Here is a 15355-nt window from a genome sequence, read left to right on the forward strand (position 1 = left end):
TCCCGACCGTTCCGGATCACGTCGCATCAGACTGGCGATCTCGTGTCGTCTGCGGTCCAGAATCGGAACACATTCAGGATTCCGAACCTGATCAAACGGCGGTTCACTGCCGTCACCAGTCCGCCGCGCAATGAGGTTGGGGTGACAGGCGGCGTGTTGGACAGGACTGGCTGTTCGCTTGCAACTTTCTTCGTTCTGGTTAATGGCTCTTCCGTTTCCTCTCTCGTTGAATCTGAAAGGACCAATTTGATGTTCGAATTCAACCGCATCTTGGTGTCGGTTGACACCCGAATGGATGTCCGCAACATCGTTGACAAGGCGGCCTTGATCTCTCAACAGTGTGGAGCGTCCATCAAATTGGTCGATGTCGTTGCGGAATTCCCACGGGTTGTTCGTCTGATGCTTGCCGGTCATCAGGAGATTCGCGAAACGATCATCAAAGAAAAACGCGAACGACTATCGGCCCTGGCGGAATCACTTCGCGAGCGCGGCATCGATGTTGAGATTGATGTGCTGAGCGGCACGACGTCCACCCAGGTCACAAGTCTTGTCGCAAGTGGCGGCCATGACCTCGTTGTGCGGACTGCAAAAGGAAGAGACAGTCGACGTAGAGGTGGTGTCGGAACGACCGCCATGCGGCTTTTACGAGAGTGCCCCTGCCCGGTTTTGCTGATTGCGCCAAACGCGTCGGCAAACTATGCGCACGTGATGGCATGTGTCGACACGTCCAGCGATGAACTTGTCGATGCCGTTTTGAATGATCGAGTTGTGGCTGCGGCGACGCGGCTGAGCCAATGGCACCAATCCAAGCTTTCGATCTTTCACGCATGGTCGATCTATGGTGAAGAGTTCCTGCTGGTGCGAACAAGGGATGGCGACTTCCGTGATTTGTCGGCACGTGTGCGGGAACGCAGCGAGAAGATGTTCCATGATTTCTTGCAGATGCATGGACGAAACGCCGGCGATCAAAATTCCTTCATCCGGAAAGGGGAGCCGGCGACGATGATTCCGGCATTCGCATCTGAAAACAATGTTGACTTGATTGTGATGGGATCGTTTGCACGGAGTTGGCTTTCGGAAATGCTTCTCGGCAGTACGGTCGAACGTGTGTTGAGCGTAATCAACTGTTCTGTGCTAGTCATCAAACCCGATCGTATGGCCATGCCGATTTACGGGGGCCAGTTCAGCGAATGGGAGTCCATCGTATGAAGCAGACGTGATGGTTTGGACGGCGGTGTTCCGATTGGCACGCGGTTTGCCTCCGCAATGAGATCCGAAATTCCATTGATGAATCGAACCTGCAAGACCGTTGCGGTTTCAAACGCTAAAACCAAACGGAGTATCAGATGTCGACGGTGACCTCCAAACCCATTCAGCGCATCCTTTTTCCGACAGATTTTTCGCCCGTCGCAAACGCTGCGTTCGGACATGCCGAGCGTCTCGCGGCTTCGACTGGGGCCAGGTTGATCGTGCTGCACGTTCAACAGGGCTTGGCAACGGTAGGGCCTATCAACGACGTGGATCGAGAGACAATCCGGCAATTGCGAGCCGTTCGACCGCGACACAGGAATCTTGATGTTTCTCGCCTAGTCTACGCCGGATCACCCGGCGAGACCATCTGTTGGATTGCACAAGAGGCGCAGTGCGATCAGATCGTAATGGGAACGCATGGACGCACCGGTCTGATCAACCTGCTGATGGGCAGTGTCGCAGAACACGTTGTTCGTCACGCCCGATGCCCCGTGTTGACCGTCCCCACCCGCGCTCGCAATGAATCTCCCCTACCAGACCCTGCCATCGAACTTCGGATGCCGCATGCACAGCCTCTTTAGGAATCGTTTCCTATGTGATTGCGAGTCATCGCCACCGACTATGACGGAACGGTTGCCCGAGACGGCGAACTGGCCGCCGTCGGTCGCTACATCGAACGAATTCCCACTGATCTTCGATTGTCGATCGAAACCATCGTTCATCGCAAGTTAATCGCCGAGGATATCGAAGGCCAGGCACCGTTTGAGATGGTAATTCGTGGTCGAAATGTGTTGGTCCCTGGAGACAGCAAGAGCGGCAAGTCTTGGTATGGGGCTTATGATCGCATCACGAGCAAGATTGCAGCAGTTATTCCGTCCGCTGACATTGAAAGCCCGAGCACCGCAGATCGATACGCCCCATAATGCCGATGTTATCGAACTGTGATCTCGTGTTAATCGAATGCGACTCAATGACGACTTTTCCGCGAATCGAGGCCTATCGCGAAGTGAGCCGGCAGCCACCGATCGCTGCTAGCGACACGTTGATTACCGCTATGATCAGCGACGGCGTCGTTGACGTCGGGGTTTCGATTTCGAGGCGATATCGATGCCATCGCGCAGAGAATCTTGCAACTCGTCAATAATCATTGATGCTGCATTGATTCTGGACTGTAGGTCACGACTATCCAGCCGATTCGATCTCTAGGTTTGGAAATCTTCTGCGGTACAACAAGCGTTCTAGCCAAGTGGCTTGACGCAGATTCGGGTCGTCCGCCGGAACCTGGTCTTGCTTGCCTTTTCGAGCGACCAGCGTTACCGTGCAATCGGCGTGGACCACGTTGACAGACCAGCATTTCTCGACGACATAGAGGTGGCTGTCGCCCCTTATACTTGGGCTAATCTGTTTCGCTCGCGGTCCAGGTGCGGAACTGGATTTCGGTTTTCTGTAGACGACGTTGCTTCCGGCGATCATAGTTTATAGGGAAAGGTGACGCTCTAGGATTGTGTTTTCATCCAAATCCGAGAACTCGCTCGTCGGTGCTTCAAAATTGACGCTGACCATTTGCGAACGCACTATCGGCTCTAGAACCCACTGGGGTGCGTGCAACATGATTGAATCTTAACAAACTCTCCACGCCACAACTCGGAAAGACCTTACGGATTTTCCCACGTTGACCAAGATGGTCTTTGATTTGGCTAGGGGGCCCGGAAAGTTTTTATTCGGCATGAAGCACCTGTCCGATGGCATGCAAGCGGTAGCGGGAAATCGTCTCCGCCGCCTAATTAACAGCGTGATCAACAACCGCATTTTTGTGACAGTCGTGGGGACGATTGTCACCTTCATCGTTCAGTCCAGCTCGATCACGACCGTCAACGAGATCGCTGGCGCTATTGGGGGCTCGTGCTGGTCGGTGTGGGGATGGTGTTCTTTGGCTTGGAAATCATGAAGGGCGCTTGCGCAATGATCACGGGAATGCCGTTATTTGAAGACAGGTTTGCTCGATATGCGGTGGTCAGCTATTTCGGTGTCCTGATTTGCGCACTCGTCGACTGCTTGCTGACGACGCTTGTGTAGTTCTCGTCGGCTACGCTCGAAATCACAGTTTCGCTGACAACCCAAGGCATTATCAGCTAGCCCACTGCGGCGGCGTTGATTCTGGGAGAGAACGTCGGAACAACCATTACGGCTTTTCTTGCTTCGCTTGGTACCACGACCAATGTGCGCCGAGCGGCGTACTTTTTCGTCGATCTCAATTTGAGTAGTGTGTTTGGGATCACACTCATTTTCCACTGGTACATCCGATTGATTCACTCGATCATCAGCGTCGATGTCAATCAAGTGGCCATGGTCGACGACGTCGAAACCTTCCCCAACACGGTCGCGGCGATCGCAGCGACGAACACGGTGTATTACGTTTGCAACACCTTGCTGTTCCTGCCATTGGTGACGCCGATGGTCCGCTTGCTGGACTACGAATTCTTTTCTACGTCGAACCAAGACATTTGATTGCTCTTGCAGCGAGAACGATCAAGCCCCAGTTTTTCGTTATATCGCATTGGATTGCGATTGCAGTTCCGCCGTCAAATTCGTTGGTTGGACACGCCCGCGACATCGTCGCTGTAAGTAGCGAAAGACAAGCCATGATGCCGCGGCCCATGTCATGCCGAATAACCAGCCAGCGGCGACGTCTGTCGGCCAATGAACGCCCATGTAGACGCGGCTGATGCCGACCAACAACGACAACGCAATGGGAACGACGATCAGGAATACTTTCGTCCGGCGGTCTCGTTCGGTTCGCGCCATGACCGCGCCGAGCGTCAGAAACACCAGCGACGACATTGCAGCATGGCCACTCGGAAAACTCTTTGTGTAGATTCGCGTTTCATGAGGCACCAATTCCGGTCTCGGCCGATCGAATCCCAACTTCATCAACGTACTTACCGCCGTTCCACTGAGAATCGCCGCGACAATAAACAAGGCGACCCAGGGCTGCTTTTTGAAATAGAGATAGCCCGACATCGCAGATGTGAAAATCGTCAACGCAGCAACGCTTCCGAGCGCCGTTACGTCTCGCCCGCCTTCCTCGAACCAGCTTGGTCCGATCGGATCTGTCGGGTCGCCAGGAGCGCGCATGCTCAACAAGAGTTTTTCGTCGAGTAGGCGACTATCGCCTTCGACGACTCTCTCGGCAATTGAGACAAAGCCCCAGACACCCAGCCCCACCACAGTCAGCAGCAGCACGGTGGTCAATTCATGGCTAATGATCCAGCGGTAAAGTTTTGCAAGTCGGCTTACAATCAAATGCTCTCTCTCCGCTCAAGTGATTTCGGCTGCGATAGGATTGACAAGCACTTTCCGCATGTCAAAACTGCCATCTGCCTGTCCTCGCCCAACTGGATGAACGCCGCTGGCGAAGTCAAATCGGTCTACTGTCGTGATGTTGGCAGGAAAGCTTCGGGGCGATCAAGATTGAAATAGTGTCCGTGGTCGGCCGTTAGAATCAGCACGGTGTCGTCCCATCCACCGTGCTCTTCAATCCAGGATACGATAGCGGCAAACGCATCGTCGCCGCTGAGCACCGCGCCAATCGAGTTGTCAATGTTGTTGGAATGATTTGCCCAATCAACGTCGCCGCTTTCAACCATCAGCCACCAGCGGTCGGAACGCGACTGAAGAACGTCGAGTGCTGCGATCGCCATGTCTTCTAATTTGACGTTCTCGCGGAGGTCCGCTTCACTATACACCTCGGCCTTCGCGGGATCAGGGGTGCCGAAGCTGACGACCGGATCATAGTTTCCGTCCGCGGTTTGAAATGGCAAGTGGCCACCTTCGGCCCCAAAAAAACCGAACAATCGGCTGCCGCTGTCTTTTGCCTGGTGGACGGCTTGATCGAGCACCTCCGCCCCCTCAATTCCATTGGTTCGTTGAGCGATCACGTACTTGCCACCGTTTTTAACGTCGATCGCGGAAAGGTCGTCTGCTGCGATGTACTTGTTACCTGGGACGTAGTTCTTGCCTTGGGCGGAATCCTTTTCTTTGTCAATTCCCCATCCGGCGCCGATCAAAACATCAACGCCCGGCAATCCACCAGGGTGATAAATTGATGGCCGCCCGATCAGGTCACGGGTCAAATCTTGGTAGTCGTTTCGATGCACGTTGTTGGCATAAGCGCAGCCTGGTGTTGCGTGGCTGATCGGCACGCTCGTCACAACGCCAACGGCAAAGCTTTGATCTTGCAGTGTCCTGGCGATCGGAAGCACTTCGCGTCCAACGAAGTCGACGTTCATCGCATCGTTGTAAGTCTTAATTCCACATGTCAATGACGTCGCAGTCGCTGAGGATTCGGCATAGGCATGTTTGGTTTTTTCGCTCCTTCCGATTGGATACGCGGGGTCGATGATGAGAGACCAAGGCGTTTCACCTCCGAGTGATGCGTCGTAGCCGCCGCGTACTTTGCCCTCGGGATTTGCGACCGTTTGAAGATTGACATCGACGTCTGTGCCGTCGCACCGTGGGCTGGTGACACAATAACCGAAATCTGTCGTTGTGCCGCGATAATCCAAGAATGCTAGACCACTGCCACGTCCCTTGTCATAGATTTGTCCGGAATTGGCGATCGCTGCAACCCGAGTCGTGTCCCAATCCATTCCGTCAAACACAAATAAGATCACACGCTTTTTGCCTGAATCGACGGCCATCTTTTGAAGTCGGTAGACGTCCGTCTGGTCAAAATACGTCGCATCAGGATTGAACGTGTTTTCCGGTGAAAAACCATAGAGCGCTTCAATTTTTCCGGAATCGCGGTACAGGCTTCGTTCCCCACGAACCGAGTCGAGATCGATTCCGAATGTGTATACCGGAATCAGGCGATTGCTGTGTGTTTTCCAACTCGAGTAGGTCTCCGGATCGGGGCCCCAATTACCCCAGTCCGCTCGCCGCTGCCGCACGGCATCCGATTGCATCTTCGCGATCGGATCGGTGGCATTTACCGCCACAGTGCGACCGTGCATTGCAGCGAATACCAGGAAACAAACAAACGCTCGAAACAGGGGGGATGGTAGATGCATATGACGCAAATTGCCTTGGGGTGGGTAAGGAAGGGGGGCATGGATCGTGAACGATGAGATGGCGATTTGATCAGATCGTGCTCGTTTTCGGAAGTCGCAAGTACATCAGCGGCAAGTCTAACATAGCGGTGGCGGATGCAAGCCTACGCATCGAACCAACGGTCGTCGAAAAGACACATGATGCCGTTGACAACTGCAGTTTCCGGTGGCAACGCCCGTTGACGCCTCGGCTGTGTTACTGCACCTGATCCAATCACGGTTTAAACACAGAACCGCGCGAAATCGAGGCTGAATCATCATCACAAGATGCCTCAGAGTCTCTACCAAGCAATTCAGGGGCCGGATGAAGTCCCAAGCAGTGCTGAGCAAATGCTGCTGAGGCGAGTCGTGAATTTGCCACCAAGGCGTGGCTCAATTTCGCGTATTGCAACAGGCAATCAGACACGTATTGGCAACGTCCGCAACTGGTCTGCGGTTGCGCGGAGTGACCGTCACAGCGGGGCGTTTCCTCCTTGCGCTACGTGACAGTTACCAACTGATACTGAGCGCACGCCTCCAGGCAACAGCCGCGACTCATGCATTGGCTCAGCGGATAGTTCTTCTCTTGCTGTGCGGCGCTTTGACGCGGCCCAGGTCCCATGTCAGCGTATCCGTCAACGGGGATCCAACACTCCCGTTTCTCCAGGGCGCGAAGCAGTCGGTGCCGATCGACGAACAGGTGGCGAATGACAGGAAACTTACTCATTGGGCGAAGTTCGATAGCACTCCGTTCCTCATCGAGCAGACGGTCAACCAGCAAAGAACAGGCTTGGCGTACACAACCGTAAATGAGCATGTTGCAGGACCCACATATCTCGTCCGGTCAGCCGGATTCGTACCCGATCGGCGGTAGTTTTTGATCGTCGATCGTGATCGGATTTGCGCAAATCAGTTGAAGGACGCTGGTCACATTCATCCCCGGGCGATAGGCCAACTCAAAGGACTGCCAGTACGACGGCCCTGACGGTTGGTCGCGTCTCTCGACACGTACTCGAAAAGTGTCAACTTGCACTGCAATCCTCGTCAGCTACGCTGCCAGATAGCAGCAACGCAGAAAATGTGCATTCGCATCTGGACTTTAGGGGTATCCCGTTACGTTGTCCACTATTAATTCGTATGGGCCAGCCCCTAACTCCGGCGAGTTCCCAAATCCAGTGAGGAGCGGATCATCATGACATGGACTCGCGTTATGTCGAACGACGAACTGCCGCCGGGCCAATCGAAGATGGTATTGGTCGGAAACACGATCGTTGCACTTTTCAACGTCGATGGAACGGTTTACGCCATCGATGATGCATGCCCGCACCAGGGAGCTCCTTTGAGTGAAGGCAGGCTAGATGGTTGTGTGGTATCCTGTCCTTGGCACCGTGTCGAGGTTGACGTCACCAGTGGTCGATTGCTCAGCGGCCCAGGAATTCGTGATGTCGCTTGCTACGCAATCAAAATCGATGGCGAAGTCGTCTGGGTCGACGTTCCTGATTCGGGCCCCTGCCGCAGGGCGATCGGCCGTTCAACCGGAGGCAAACAAGTGATCGCCACGACGGACGGTGATCGGAAAGGTGAAGCTATGAAAAATCAACTGCCGGAGATTGAACTTGCGAGAGCCTACGACGCAGTTCCTCAGGACAACCGCCATTACCGCGTGTTGGTGGACAGGCTCTGGCCGCGGGGGGTCTCAAAAGAAAAGCTAAACCTTGATGAATGGGCGAAAGAGTTTGCGCCCAGCAACGATCTGAGGAGATGGTTCAATCATGATCCCGACAGATGGGACGAGTTTCGCCAGCGGTACCTCAAAGAGCTTGATGAAATCGAGGGCGGATTTCGAAGCGTGATTGACGACGCGGGAAAACGAACGATTCTTTTGATCTATGGTGCAAAAGACGAGCGGCACAATCAAGCCGTGGTGTTGAAGGAATGGCTTTTGAAGCATCATGGACCACCAGCGGATGCATGAGCGGTCTGTGACCGATGGGCTGAATTGCATCAACGCCCCGTACGGCGGGGGCTTGAACAGCAAAGTCACGGAGAAAGGCAGCAAAGTGGAAGCTTGGGTTGCAGCGTAACAGCGGGCAGGTGCCGCGCGGTCTGCCTTGATTTTCGCACGCGTCAGGTTTGCTTTCGGGGCGAAAGAGTCGCAGGCCTCTGAGCGATTTTGCTTCCCCTGTTGTGTCGCTTGTGCCGCCGCAAGACGCCTGCAATCGTCACTTGTAAACTCGGTAATAGCTCTTCCTCGAACCAAGGGTTGGCTTTCAACCAACCATGGTTTCTTGGGCTGGGGTGTGGCAGTGGAAAAACAGTAGGACCGTACTTGCGCCAATTCGCGACGTTTTCCGTCAGCGATTTGCTGTGCCCCTCGGCTAGGTAACGGGATTGCGCATATGCCCCAACCAGCAGTGTCAACTCGATATTTGGTAATTCGTCGAGCAATCGACGGTGCCACAATCTCTCGCATTCTTTCCGTGGAGGCAGGTCTCCAGAACGTCCGCGCCCCGGATAACAGAAACCCATTGGCATGATTCCTACCAGTTTGGCGTCGTAGAACTGTTCGCATTCAACTCCCATCCAAGCCCGCAGACGCTTCCCGCTGGCATCGTCCCAGGGGATTCCCGACTGATGCACCTTTCGCCCGGGGGCCTGTCCGACGATCAGGATCTTCGCATCCTCGGCCGCTTGGACAACCGGTCGAGGCCCTGCCGGAAGATGCGATTCACATTCCCGGCACCTATCAATCTGCTCTAGCAGTGCGCACAGTGACATTCGCGCTCCTAGTCGATTCTCGTAAAGTTGGCAATTTGGATTCCTTTCGTTTCCTCCAAATCACGTAGACGTTCTGCCAAATGCAAGACGGACGGAGCGGCGCTGCACCCCTCAAGACGTTGAAGCAATTCATCAAGCCATCGATCCGATGTCAGTGCGCACATCAGTGCCTCTTGAAACGATTGTTGATGGTCGCAACGGCAGTCTTTTGCATGGGACACCTCCCGGCTGAGCACCGGACCCGACGTTAGAAACGTTGAATGCTTTTGGTCCAACTGCCCCAACTCAATGCGAACGACATTCAGTGAATAATCCTCCAGTTCCACAAGGTGCTCAAGCAGGATTTTCGCCATTGGGTCGATTGCCTGACCGGCGAGATCTTCGTAGGTAGATCTCCGCATGCAGTGGTAGTGTTCAAGCATTTGAAGCACCTCGTAAACCGTTCGTGGTTCTTTCATCACGATCGCTCCTCGAGTGTTGATTGTCAAATTCAAATCACGCTGAGCAATGCGAATGCCAACCAGGCAAGTTTGACCTTCAGTGCATGACGGCGTTTTGACGCACTGTGATGGAGACGCCGTCCGTGAAAAAATCGCGATGGCACCGTCAACTTGAGTTGTCGGCGAACATGCCCGGTGACAAACGCGGCGTTCACTTTGTCACAGGGCCATTACCTGCATTTCAGTGCCATAAAACGTGCTCCAGACCTTTATGGTTCAAGGCGTTACTGAAAACATCGTCCTCCGCTTCGGACGGAAGTTGACCTTGCAAACCGAGAGAGAAGATGTCGATTCCACATGCCGCTCCAGGAGTGCCCGTCAACCTGCGCACGCAGGGTGATGCGTTGGCTGGCAAACAATCGCGAGCCTTCATTAAGACCGAATCGTTCGAGGTGATTCGAATGGTCGTGTCGAAGGGCGACGAGGTCTGCCACAACCACAAGGTCGATGGCCCGATCACGATTCAATGTCTCGATGGCTGCATCAATCTGGAGCTCGACGGAAGTCGTCATGCCGTTCTTGCCGACCAGTGGACGTATGTGCCTGCTGGTCTTCGCCACACAATTTCGGGGGTCGAAGACTCGGTCGTGCTGCTGACTTTCATCTTTTCACAGGAGCTTCAATGAATCACGAAATCAGACCATCAATGCCGCTACAGCTTGATGCTGCTGGCTACCGCGCCGGTTTAATGTCCTCGCAGTTTCCATAGCGATCGCAGCATCGTCAGGAAAGTGAGTCCCCACGCTACGAGCGCAATGTAGACGAAGATGTTCGGAATCAACAACAAATATGGCGCGTCCAATTCCTGCGCCAAACGAATCGTGCATACGGCGTACATTCCGATCGGGAAGACGATGCTCCAGTACTGAGGGTCGTAAGCGAATGCAACCCGCTTGTAGACATGACGCCAAATGCCGAGCGTCACCAGCATGGGGATCCACCAAGTTGCCGTCGCCCAGAACAGCAATGTCAAGCCTTTGATGAACGGCAACAATTGAAGCAAAATGGGTGAGCTATCTGCCTTCGAGACTAAAGTTGCACCCGCCAGAGTGGAGATTGCCATGGCTCCCATGTTGATCCAATAGGGAGGCGACATCTCAGACGCACTCATCGCAAAAAAAGTGTAGCGATAAAATATCAGCGAGATGATCCAAATATAAAGCATACCCCCGGCTAACCACATCGAAGCGGAAAAGAACAGGGCGATCTCGCGGTGCGATCCCAGCCGTTCCGACAGCATGCCCCCCAGAACGGAAACCGCTTGCGTTGCGACGACCGAGACCAACCAATCGCCGTGAATTCCTTCGGCCAACGTAGGCTTGGACTGTTTCACCGTCAAACTGGTGAAAACCACATTGGTGAGTGCGAGCCCAAGGACGACTCCGACGGTCCACAGGGTGACGGAAGCCGCAGGAGCGTTGGCAAGCAGTAAAAACTGAATTCCCACGACGCAGCAGGCGGCAACGGTCGTAAAAAAACCGACTCCGCGCTTGTGATCAATTAGATCGGCCATTAGCAGACGCGGGAAAAAGATTGCCCTTAGGGCAGAGAGAATCACCAGCGATAGAAACGCGGCGATGTTGATACCGAACAAAGCAGTTGGGATCACAGGCAATTCCAGCAAATGGCAGGCTGTCGAAACGGTACCGGTTGCCATGACCAGAGCGAAGTAGGCAGGATTCAGCGTGGAACTGGCTCTCAGCAGTGATTTCATCCATGATCCAGTCATACATGGTGCCGCAACAACTCGATGTGCAAATCCAAACGGAGACGATTCGCAGCAGCGGCTGGCGATACCACGCCCCTGTTGCTATCCCTCCTAAGACACATGGTGGCCGTTAACAACCACAACGAGTACATCGATCTATCGTACTCCCGTCCGAATTGTATTCTTCAAGGAAGCTTGATCCGATGGTGACTCACTGGAAACGTGAATCGGCAGCAATGCATATCCGCTGGCCGGGTAGGCTGCAAGTACGGGAGCGACATCTGGTTGAAAATCGATTCCCGTCGTTAGCTCCAGTAGCTTTTCCATGAACACTTGAAGTTCCATGCGTGCGAGAGGTGCACCGGGGCAAACATGTAACCCTGCACCATACAACAAATTTTTATCCGGATTGCGGTCCAATCTCACGGTGGTTGGTTCAGCAAATACAGTTTCATCACGATTGGCTGATATCCAATTCAGTGACAGCCGCTCGTTCGCTTCAATCTGTCGAGCACCTATTTGGACGGGGCAGGTCGTAGTCCGTCGATTATTGACCAAAGGGTTGTGAACCCGCAGGATTTCGTCAATCGCCGTCGGTAGTAGTGTTGCCTCGCATCGCATTTGTTGCTGCAAATTCTGGTCGTCGGCTAATTGATGAACCAAAATTCCAATTGCGGCGGAAATCGTGCCAACTTCGCCGACCGTCCAATTGCGCAAGATGCTTGTGATTTCTTCATTGCTCAGTCGGCGACCATCAACGGTTTCGTGCAGTAGCGAAGCGGTCAAATCTTCGTGCGGTCCCGCAGACGAAGCAATGCGATGCTTGATCAAACCATCCACAATCGTCTCGAACGTGCGGGCCAATTCGGAAAGTCTCTTGCGATCGATCTTTCGTGTCGCGTCATGGTGCTTTACGTTCCAATCAATGAGTGTGTCATGCAAACTCACCGGCCAGCCGAGAAAGGCACATTGGATTTGAACGGCGAAGTGGCTGGCCACTTCCGAGATCAACTCCACGTCGTTTCCCTTTGAAACGACATTGCCTATCAGATCAGCGGCAATCCTGCGACACGTTGGCTCGAACGACTTGATACGTTCAGGGTTGAAGTAGGGCTCGATGACTTTGCGATAGACCGTGTGTTCCGGTGGATCCATTCCGTTGGGGACCGACAAATGCTGCGAGACATGATTGCTAAAGGACTCGGGATCATGCAGGACTCGCATGACATCAGCATGGCGAAACAGGGACCAGCCGCGGGCTTCGCTGTAAGCCACCGGACAACGACGTCGCATCTCGTCGTATGCAGCAACTTGATCGCATTGGACTTTGGAGGAATCGGGATCCCAATCTGACTTCACGTCATCGACCTTTCTGGGGGGCGTGAAAAACAACTCGAAAACTACAGCTTCGCTCAATAGACGCAATGTTTTCACCGTCTGGTGACGGCAGCTGCGAATGAGGGGTCACTGCTTTGTTCCGATACAGTAAAGACGCTGGCCGGTCCGAATCAGTAATCGATCTTGAGCGAATGCGACTCCGTACACGGCTGGGTCATCGTAGGAAAACAACTGGTGAAGTGCCTTTTCAGGCATGCCAGCCAACATCTTTTCAGGTCCGGTTTTTTCGGGTGCTTCTTCGGCGGGGAGGCGATTGGACTCGCGAGATTTTTTCGCTTCCTCCCGTGCCTGCACCATCGCTTCGGCGTCCCATAACTGATTGCGGGCAATCTGGTCGTACTCTGGGGCAGGCCTCAAAACCACGGTGAATCCATTTTTGGTGACGAAATAGATCAACTGGTTTCCAGCATCGTCGGTGACCCCAATGGCAGATGCCCAGCAGGGATTTCCGATTCGTTTGGCAAAGCAGCGTTCCCCCGTTTCTGCATCGACGCAGTAGAGCACACCTGATTTGTTGACATAATAGACATAACCCCCAAAGACAAGTGGCGAGGAATAGTACGAGTTTGCGCGTTCGGCTGACCATACAACGGTAGGCGCATTGCTTTCGCTTAGATCACCCATGTCAATCTTGCAATTCGATCCCGCTATTGCTTCCTCACTCGCGCTGGAATGAAACATTTGCGTCGATCCCGTGTACACCGATCCGTCCACGACCGTTGCCGACGGGATGTGATTGCCCGCCAACCCGGAGCGTTGCCAAAGCATCGCTCCGTTGTTCGCGTCGTACGCCTCAATCGTGTCCGCGGAACTGATAACGATCAGATCGTGATTTGCGACCGTGGTGGCGACTGGAGAAGACCATGACGGAACGCGATGGCCACGCTCGGTTTTCCATGCAATCGAACCGTCGGATTTGTTGATCGCCACGATGTACGATGGTCCGCTGTGATCGATGACTAGGATAACGTGATCGTCGGTTTGGCACGGAGAGCTGGCGGTTCCCCGTTCATTGACTGGCATGCCGAAGCGATCGAATAGTGCCACCGTCCAAAGAACCTCGCCTTGATGGTCCATCGCAGTCACATCGCCAGTGGCGAAGAACGAAACGATGCAATGCTCATCAACGACGCACGTCGGCGCAGCCCGGCTATTGCGAAAATAGTTCTCGAACTTTGTCGACCCGGAAACCTCGCGACTCCAACAGTGCTTGCCCGACTCCAATTCGTACGAATGAACGAATTGGCGTGTTTGCCATGGTCCGTCGCTAGAAGTCAAATAAACCGTTCCATTCCAAACAACCGGTGAAGATTGACCATAGCCGGGAATCGCGACTTGCCAAGCGATGCCATGGTCAGGTGACCAGCGAATTGGTGGAGCTTCTGACTCGACCACCGACGTCCCCCCGTTGCGGAAACTCGGCCAGTTGTCGGCGACGGCGGAATTGGCAAGTATGGCGAGAAAGGTGAGGCAAAAAACTCGACGCAAAGGCGACGGTGCGTAGGGATGCCTAGGGACGTGGATCCGGTCGATGAATCTGCTCCAGTGGTTTACTGTCTTTGGCGTCTCTAAGTCCGTTTGCAGCGAATCACGCATTGGACTTTGCTCCTTTAAGCAGATGAAGCAGCATGCGAGTCGGCTTGATCGCAGCGATACCATGAGGGACGTTCGCTTGCATATAGTAGTAGCTGCCGGCGACCGCGTCGGATTTCTGGTCGCCGACCGTCACATTTGCCTCGCCATCGAGAAAGTGCATGATCGCTGGCACGGCCGCGGTGTGCTCTGAAAGCTCTTGCCCAGCATCAAACGCGAATAAAACCGTTTTCAAGAACCCGTCCTGGTGCAATGTCTTGCTGACGGTGCTCCCGTTTTGAATTTCGATCGCGTTCGTCAATTGAATGGCTTGGTTGATTTGATTCATTGTTCTAGTGATTTAGTAGCTCGGCGGCTTCCTTATTGTCGAAAACCTGCATCGTTTGCGTCCGCACAAAACCGTCTCTTGCAAGTTGAACGAGCAGGCGTGTTGCGGTCTTGTCGTCGGGGGCTTCGAAAATGACACATCCATCAAACGCCCCAAGGGCCCAATACTGGGCGACTAGCTTGCCGCCCGCCAGTTCGACTGATCTCCCGAACGCCGTCGCCCGTTGGATCGAGTCTTGAACGTTCGACGCGCCGGTATCCGTGAATTTGATCAAGGAGTGGTATCGCAACATTGGAGTCTCTGTCGTGCTAAAGATGAAAAGGTTAAAGTGGCTTGTGTCCTGTCATGCTTACCGCGCAAAGGTGTTTAGCGTATCGTTTGAAGACACCTCGCATGGCCAAGATTCGGTGCCGGGCGACGGGAGTCCGCATCACGTTCATAGCGATTCGGGCAGCACCGAAGATTCCCTCGTCGGAAATCACGCGCCACGGTTCCAGTAGATGCATCGCAGCATTTGGGACACGTTCAACGGCGATATAAGCGGCTGGCCGAAACGCGAGCGTTAGCCGAGCGGTCGCCCCCATCCCGGGTGCAAGTTCCACAACGGTGTCGGAAGACGATATCGATAGCGAATCAAGCATCCGGCGGGTCATTTCGATACCGCCAGGACGCAGCACCCGCTTTCCCATTCGCGCCAGCAGCCAATGGCCTG

Annotated in this window: 18 protein-coding genes; 7 read left to right on the forward strand and 11 right to left on the reverse strand. The window is 54.0% G+C overall.

Going from position 1 to position 15355, the window contains the following annotated elements; genetic code table 11:
• Positions 1 to 42: 42 nt before the first annotated feature.
• The 5 genes from Mal15_RS08670 to Mal15_RS34550 all read left to right on the forward strand — a co-directional run bounded on the left by Mal15_RS08670 (position 43) and on the right by Mal15_RS34550 (position 3759).
• On the forward strand, positions 43 to 1209 hold the full coding sequence (locus Mal15_RS08670; RefSeq protein WP_147867399.1) for a universal stress protein: 1167 nt from the start codon (positions 43 to 45) through the stop codon (positions 1207 to 1209).
• Positions 1210 to 1346: 137 nt separating this feature from the next.
• A complete protein-coding gene (locus tag Mal15_RS08675; RefSeq protein WP_147867400.1) occupies positions 1347 to 1832 on the forward strand; it encodes a universal stress protein in 486 nt (161 codons plus the stop codon).
• An 18-nt stretch (positions 1833 to 1850) separates the two neighbouring features.
• On the forward strand, positions 1851 to 2174 hold the full coding sequence (locus tag Mal15_RS08680; RefSeq protein ID WP_147867401.1) for a hypothetical protein: 324 nt from the start codon (positions 1851 to 1853) through the stop codon (positions 2172 to 2174).
• 758 nt (positions 2175 to 2932) lie between these two features.
• The gene (locus Mal15_RS34545; protein ID WP_233903533.1) at positions 2933 to 3199 is read left to right on the forward strand and encodes a hypothetical protein; all 267 of its coding nucleotides are present in this window, start codon (positions 2933 to 2935) and stop codon (positions 3197 to 3199) included.
• A 308-nt stretch (positions 3200 to 3507) separates the two neighbouring features.
• Positions 3508 to 3759, forward strand: a complete 252-nt coding sequence (locus tag Mal15_RS34550; RefSeq protein ID WP_233903348.1) for a hypothetical protein — start codon at positions 3508 to 3510, stop codon at positions 3757 to 3759.
• Between the two features lie 39 nt (positions 3760 to 3798).
• On the opposite strand, the gene Mal15_RS08690 is transcribed toward Mal15_RS34550, so the two are convergent.
• The 4 genes from Mal15_RS08690 to Mal15_RS34565 form a co-directional block, all read right to left on the reverse strand.
• Positions 3799 to 4554: a phosphatase PAP2 family protein gene (locus Mal15_RS08690; RefSeq protein ID WP_147867402.1), complete on the reverse strand. Its 756-nt coding sequence runs from the start codon at positions 4552 to 4554 to the stop codon at positions 3799 to 3801.
• Positions 4555 to 4679: 125 nt separating this feature from the next.
• A complete protein-coding gene (locus Mal15_RS08695) occupies positions 4680 to 6263 on the reverse strand; it encodes an alkaline phosphatase (RefSeq protein ID WP_147867403.1) in 1584 nt (527 codons plus the stop codon).
• A 574-nt stretch (positions 6264 to 6837) separates the two neighbouring features.
• Positions 6838 to 7173, reverse strand: coding sequence for a 2Fe-2S iron-sulfur cluster-binding protein (locus Mal15_RS34555; RefSeq protein ID WP_261344634.1), 336 nt, complete (start codon positions 7171 to 7173; stop codon positions 6838 to 6840).
• 9 nt (positions 7174 to 7182) lie between these two features.
• Positions 7183 to 7371 carry a hypothetical protein gene (locus tag Mal15_RS34565; RefSeq protein WP_233903349.1) on the reverse strand — a complete coding sequence of 63 codons (189 nt, stop codon included), beginning with the start codon at positions 7369 to 7371 and terminating at the stop codon, positions 7183 to 7185.
• Between the two features lie 159 nt (positions 7372 to 7530).
• Between Mal15_RS34565 and Mal15_RS34570 the strand changes: the two genes are divergently transcribed.
• Positions 7531 to 8313 carry a DUF488 family protein, N3 subclade gene (locus Mal15_RS34570; protein ID WP_261344617.1) on the forward strand — a complete coding sequence of 261 codons (783 nt, stop codon included), beginning with the start codon at positions 7531 to 7533 and terminating at the stop codon, positions 8311 to 8313.
• Positions 8314 to 8465: 152 nt separating this feature from the next.
• On the opposite strand, the gene Mal15_RS35085 is transcribed toward Mal15_RS34570, so the two are convergent.
• Both Mal15_RS35085 and Mal15_RS08720 read right to left on the reverse strand, forming a co-directional pair.
• Positions 8466 to 9116, reverse strand: coding sequence for a uracil-DNA glycosylase family protein (locus tag Mal15_RS35085; protein WP_147867404.1), 651 nt, complete (start codon positions 9114 to 9116; stop codon positions 8466 to 8468).
• Between the two features lie 8 nt (positions 9117 to 9124).
• The gene (locus Mal15_RS08720; protein ID WP_147867405.1) at positions 9125 to 9574 is read right to left on the reverse strand and encodes a hypothetical protein; all 450 of its coding nucleotides are present in this window, start codon (positions 9572 to 9574) and stop codon (positions 9125 to 9127) included.
• A 326-nt stretch (positions 9575 to 9900) separates the two neighbouring features.
• Here Mal15_RS08720 and Mal15_RS08725 point away from each other — a divergent pair, with 326 nt between their 5' ends.
• On the forward strand, positions 9901 to 10242 hold the full coding sequence (locus Mal15_RS08725) for a cupin domain-containing protein (RefSeq protein ID WP_147867406.1): 342 nt from the start codon (positions 9901 to 9903) through the stop codon (positions 10240 to 10242).
• Positions 10243 to 10301: 59 nt separating this feature from the next.
• On the opposite strand, the gene Mal15_RS08730 is transcribed toward Mal15_RS08725, so the two are convergent.
• From Mal15_RS08730 to Mal15_RS08750, 5 genes are all read right to left on the reverse strand, one after another.
• A complete protein-coding gene (locus Mal15_RS08730) occupies positions 10302 to 11330 on the reverse strand; it encodes a tellurite resistance/C4-dicarboxylate transporter family protein (protein WP_199773824.1) in 1029 nt (342 codons plus the stop codon).
• Between the two features lie 150 nt (positions 11331 to 11480).
• Complete coding sequence (locus Mal15_RS08735; RefSeq protein ID WP_233903351.1) at positions 11481 to 12758, reverse strand: cytochrome P450; 1278 nt, start codon at positions 12756 to 12758, stop codon at positions 11481 to 11483.
• A 30-nt stretch (positions 12759 to 12788) separates the two neighbouring features.
• Complete coding sequence (locus tag Mal15_RS34995) at positions 12789 to 14381, reverse strand: outer membrane protein assembly factor BamB family protein (RefSeq protein ID WP_147867408.1); 1593 nt, start codon at positions 14379 to 14381, stop codon at positions 12789 to 12791.
• A complete protein-coding gene (locus tag Mal15_RS08745) occupies positions 14311 to 14643 on the reverse strand; it encodes a cupin domain-containing protein (protein ID WP_147867409.1) in 333 nt (110 codons plus the stop codon). The genes Mal15_RS34995 and Mal15_RS08745 overlap by 71 nt, the downstream gene beginning before the upstream one ends.
• A 4-nt stretch (positions 14644 to 14647) precedes the next feature.
• Positions 14648 to 14935, reverse strand: coding sequence for a GYD domain-containing protein (locus Mal15_RS08750; RefSeq protein WP_147867410.1), 288 nt, complete (start codon positions 14933 to 14935; stop codon positions 14648 to 14650).
• Positions 14936 to 15355: the final 420 nt, after the last annotated feature.

The organism is Stieleria maiorica (genome assembly GCF_008035925.1).
Classification (GTDB): domain Bacteria; phylum Planctomycetota; class Planctomycetia; order Pirellulales; family Pirellulaceae; genus Stieleria; species Stieleria maiorica.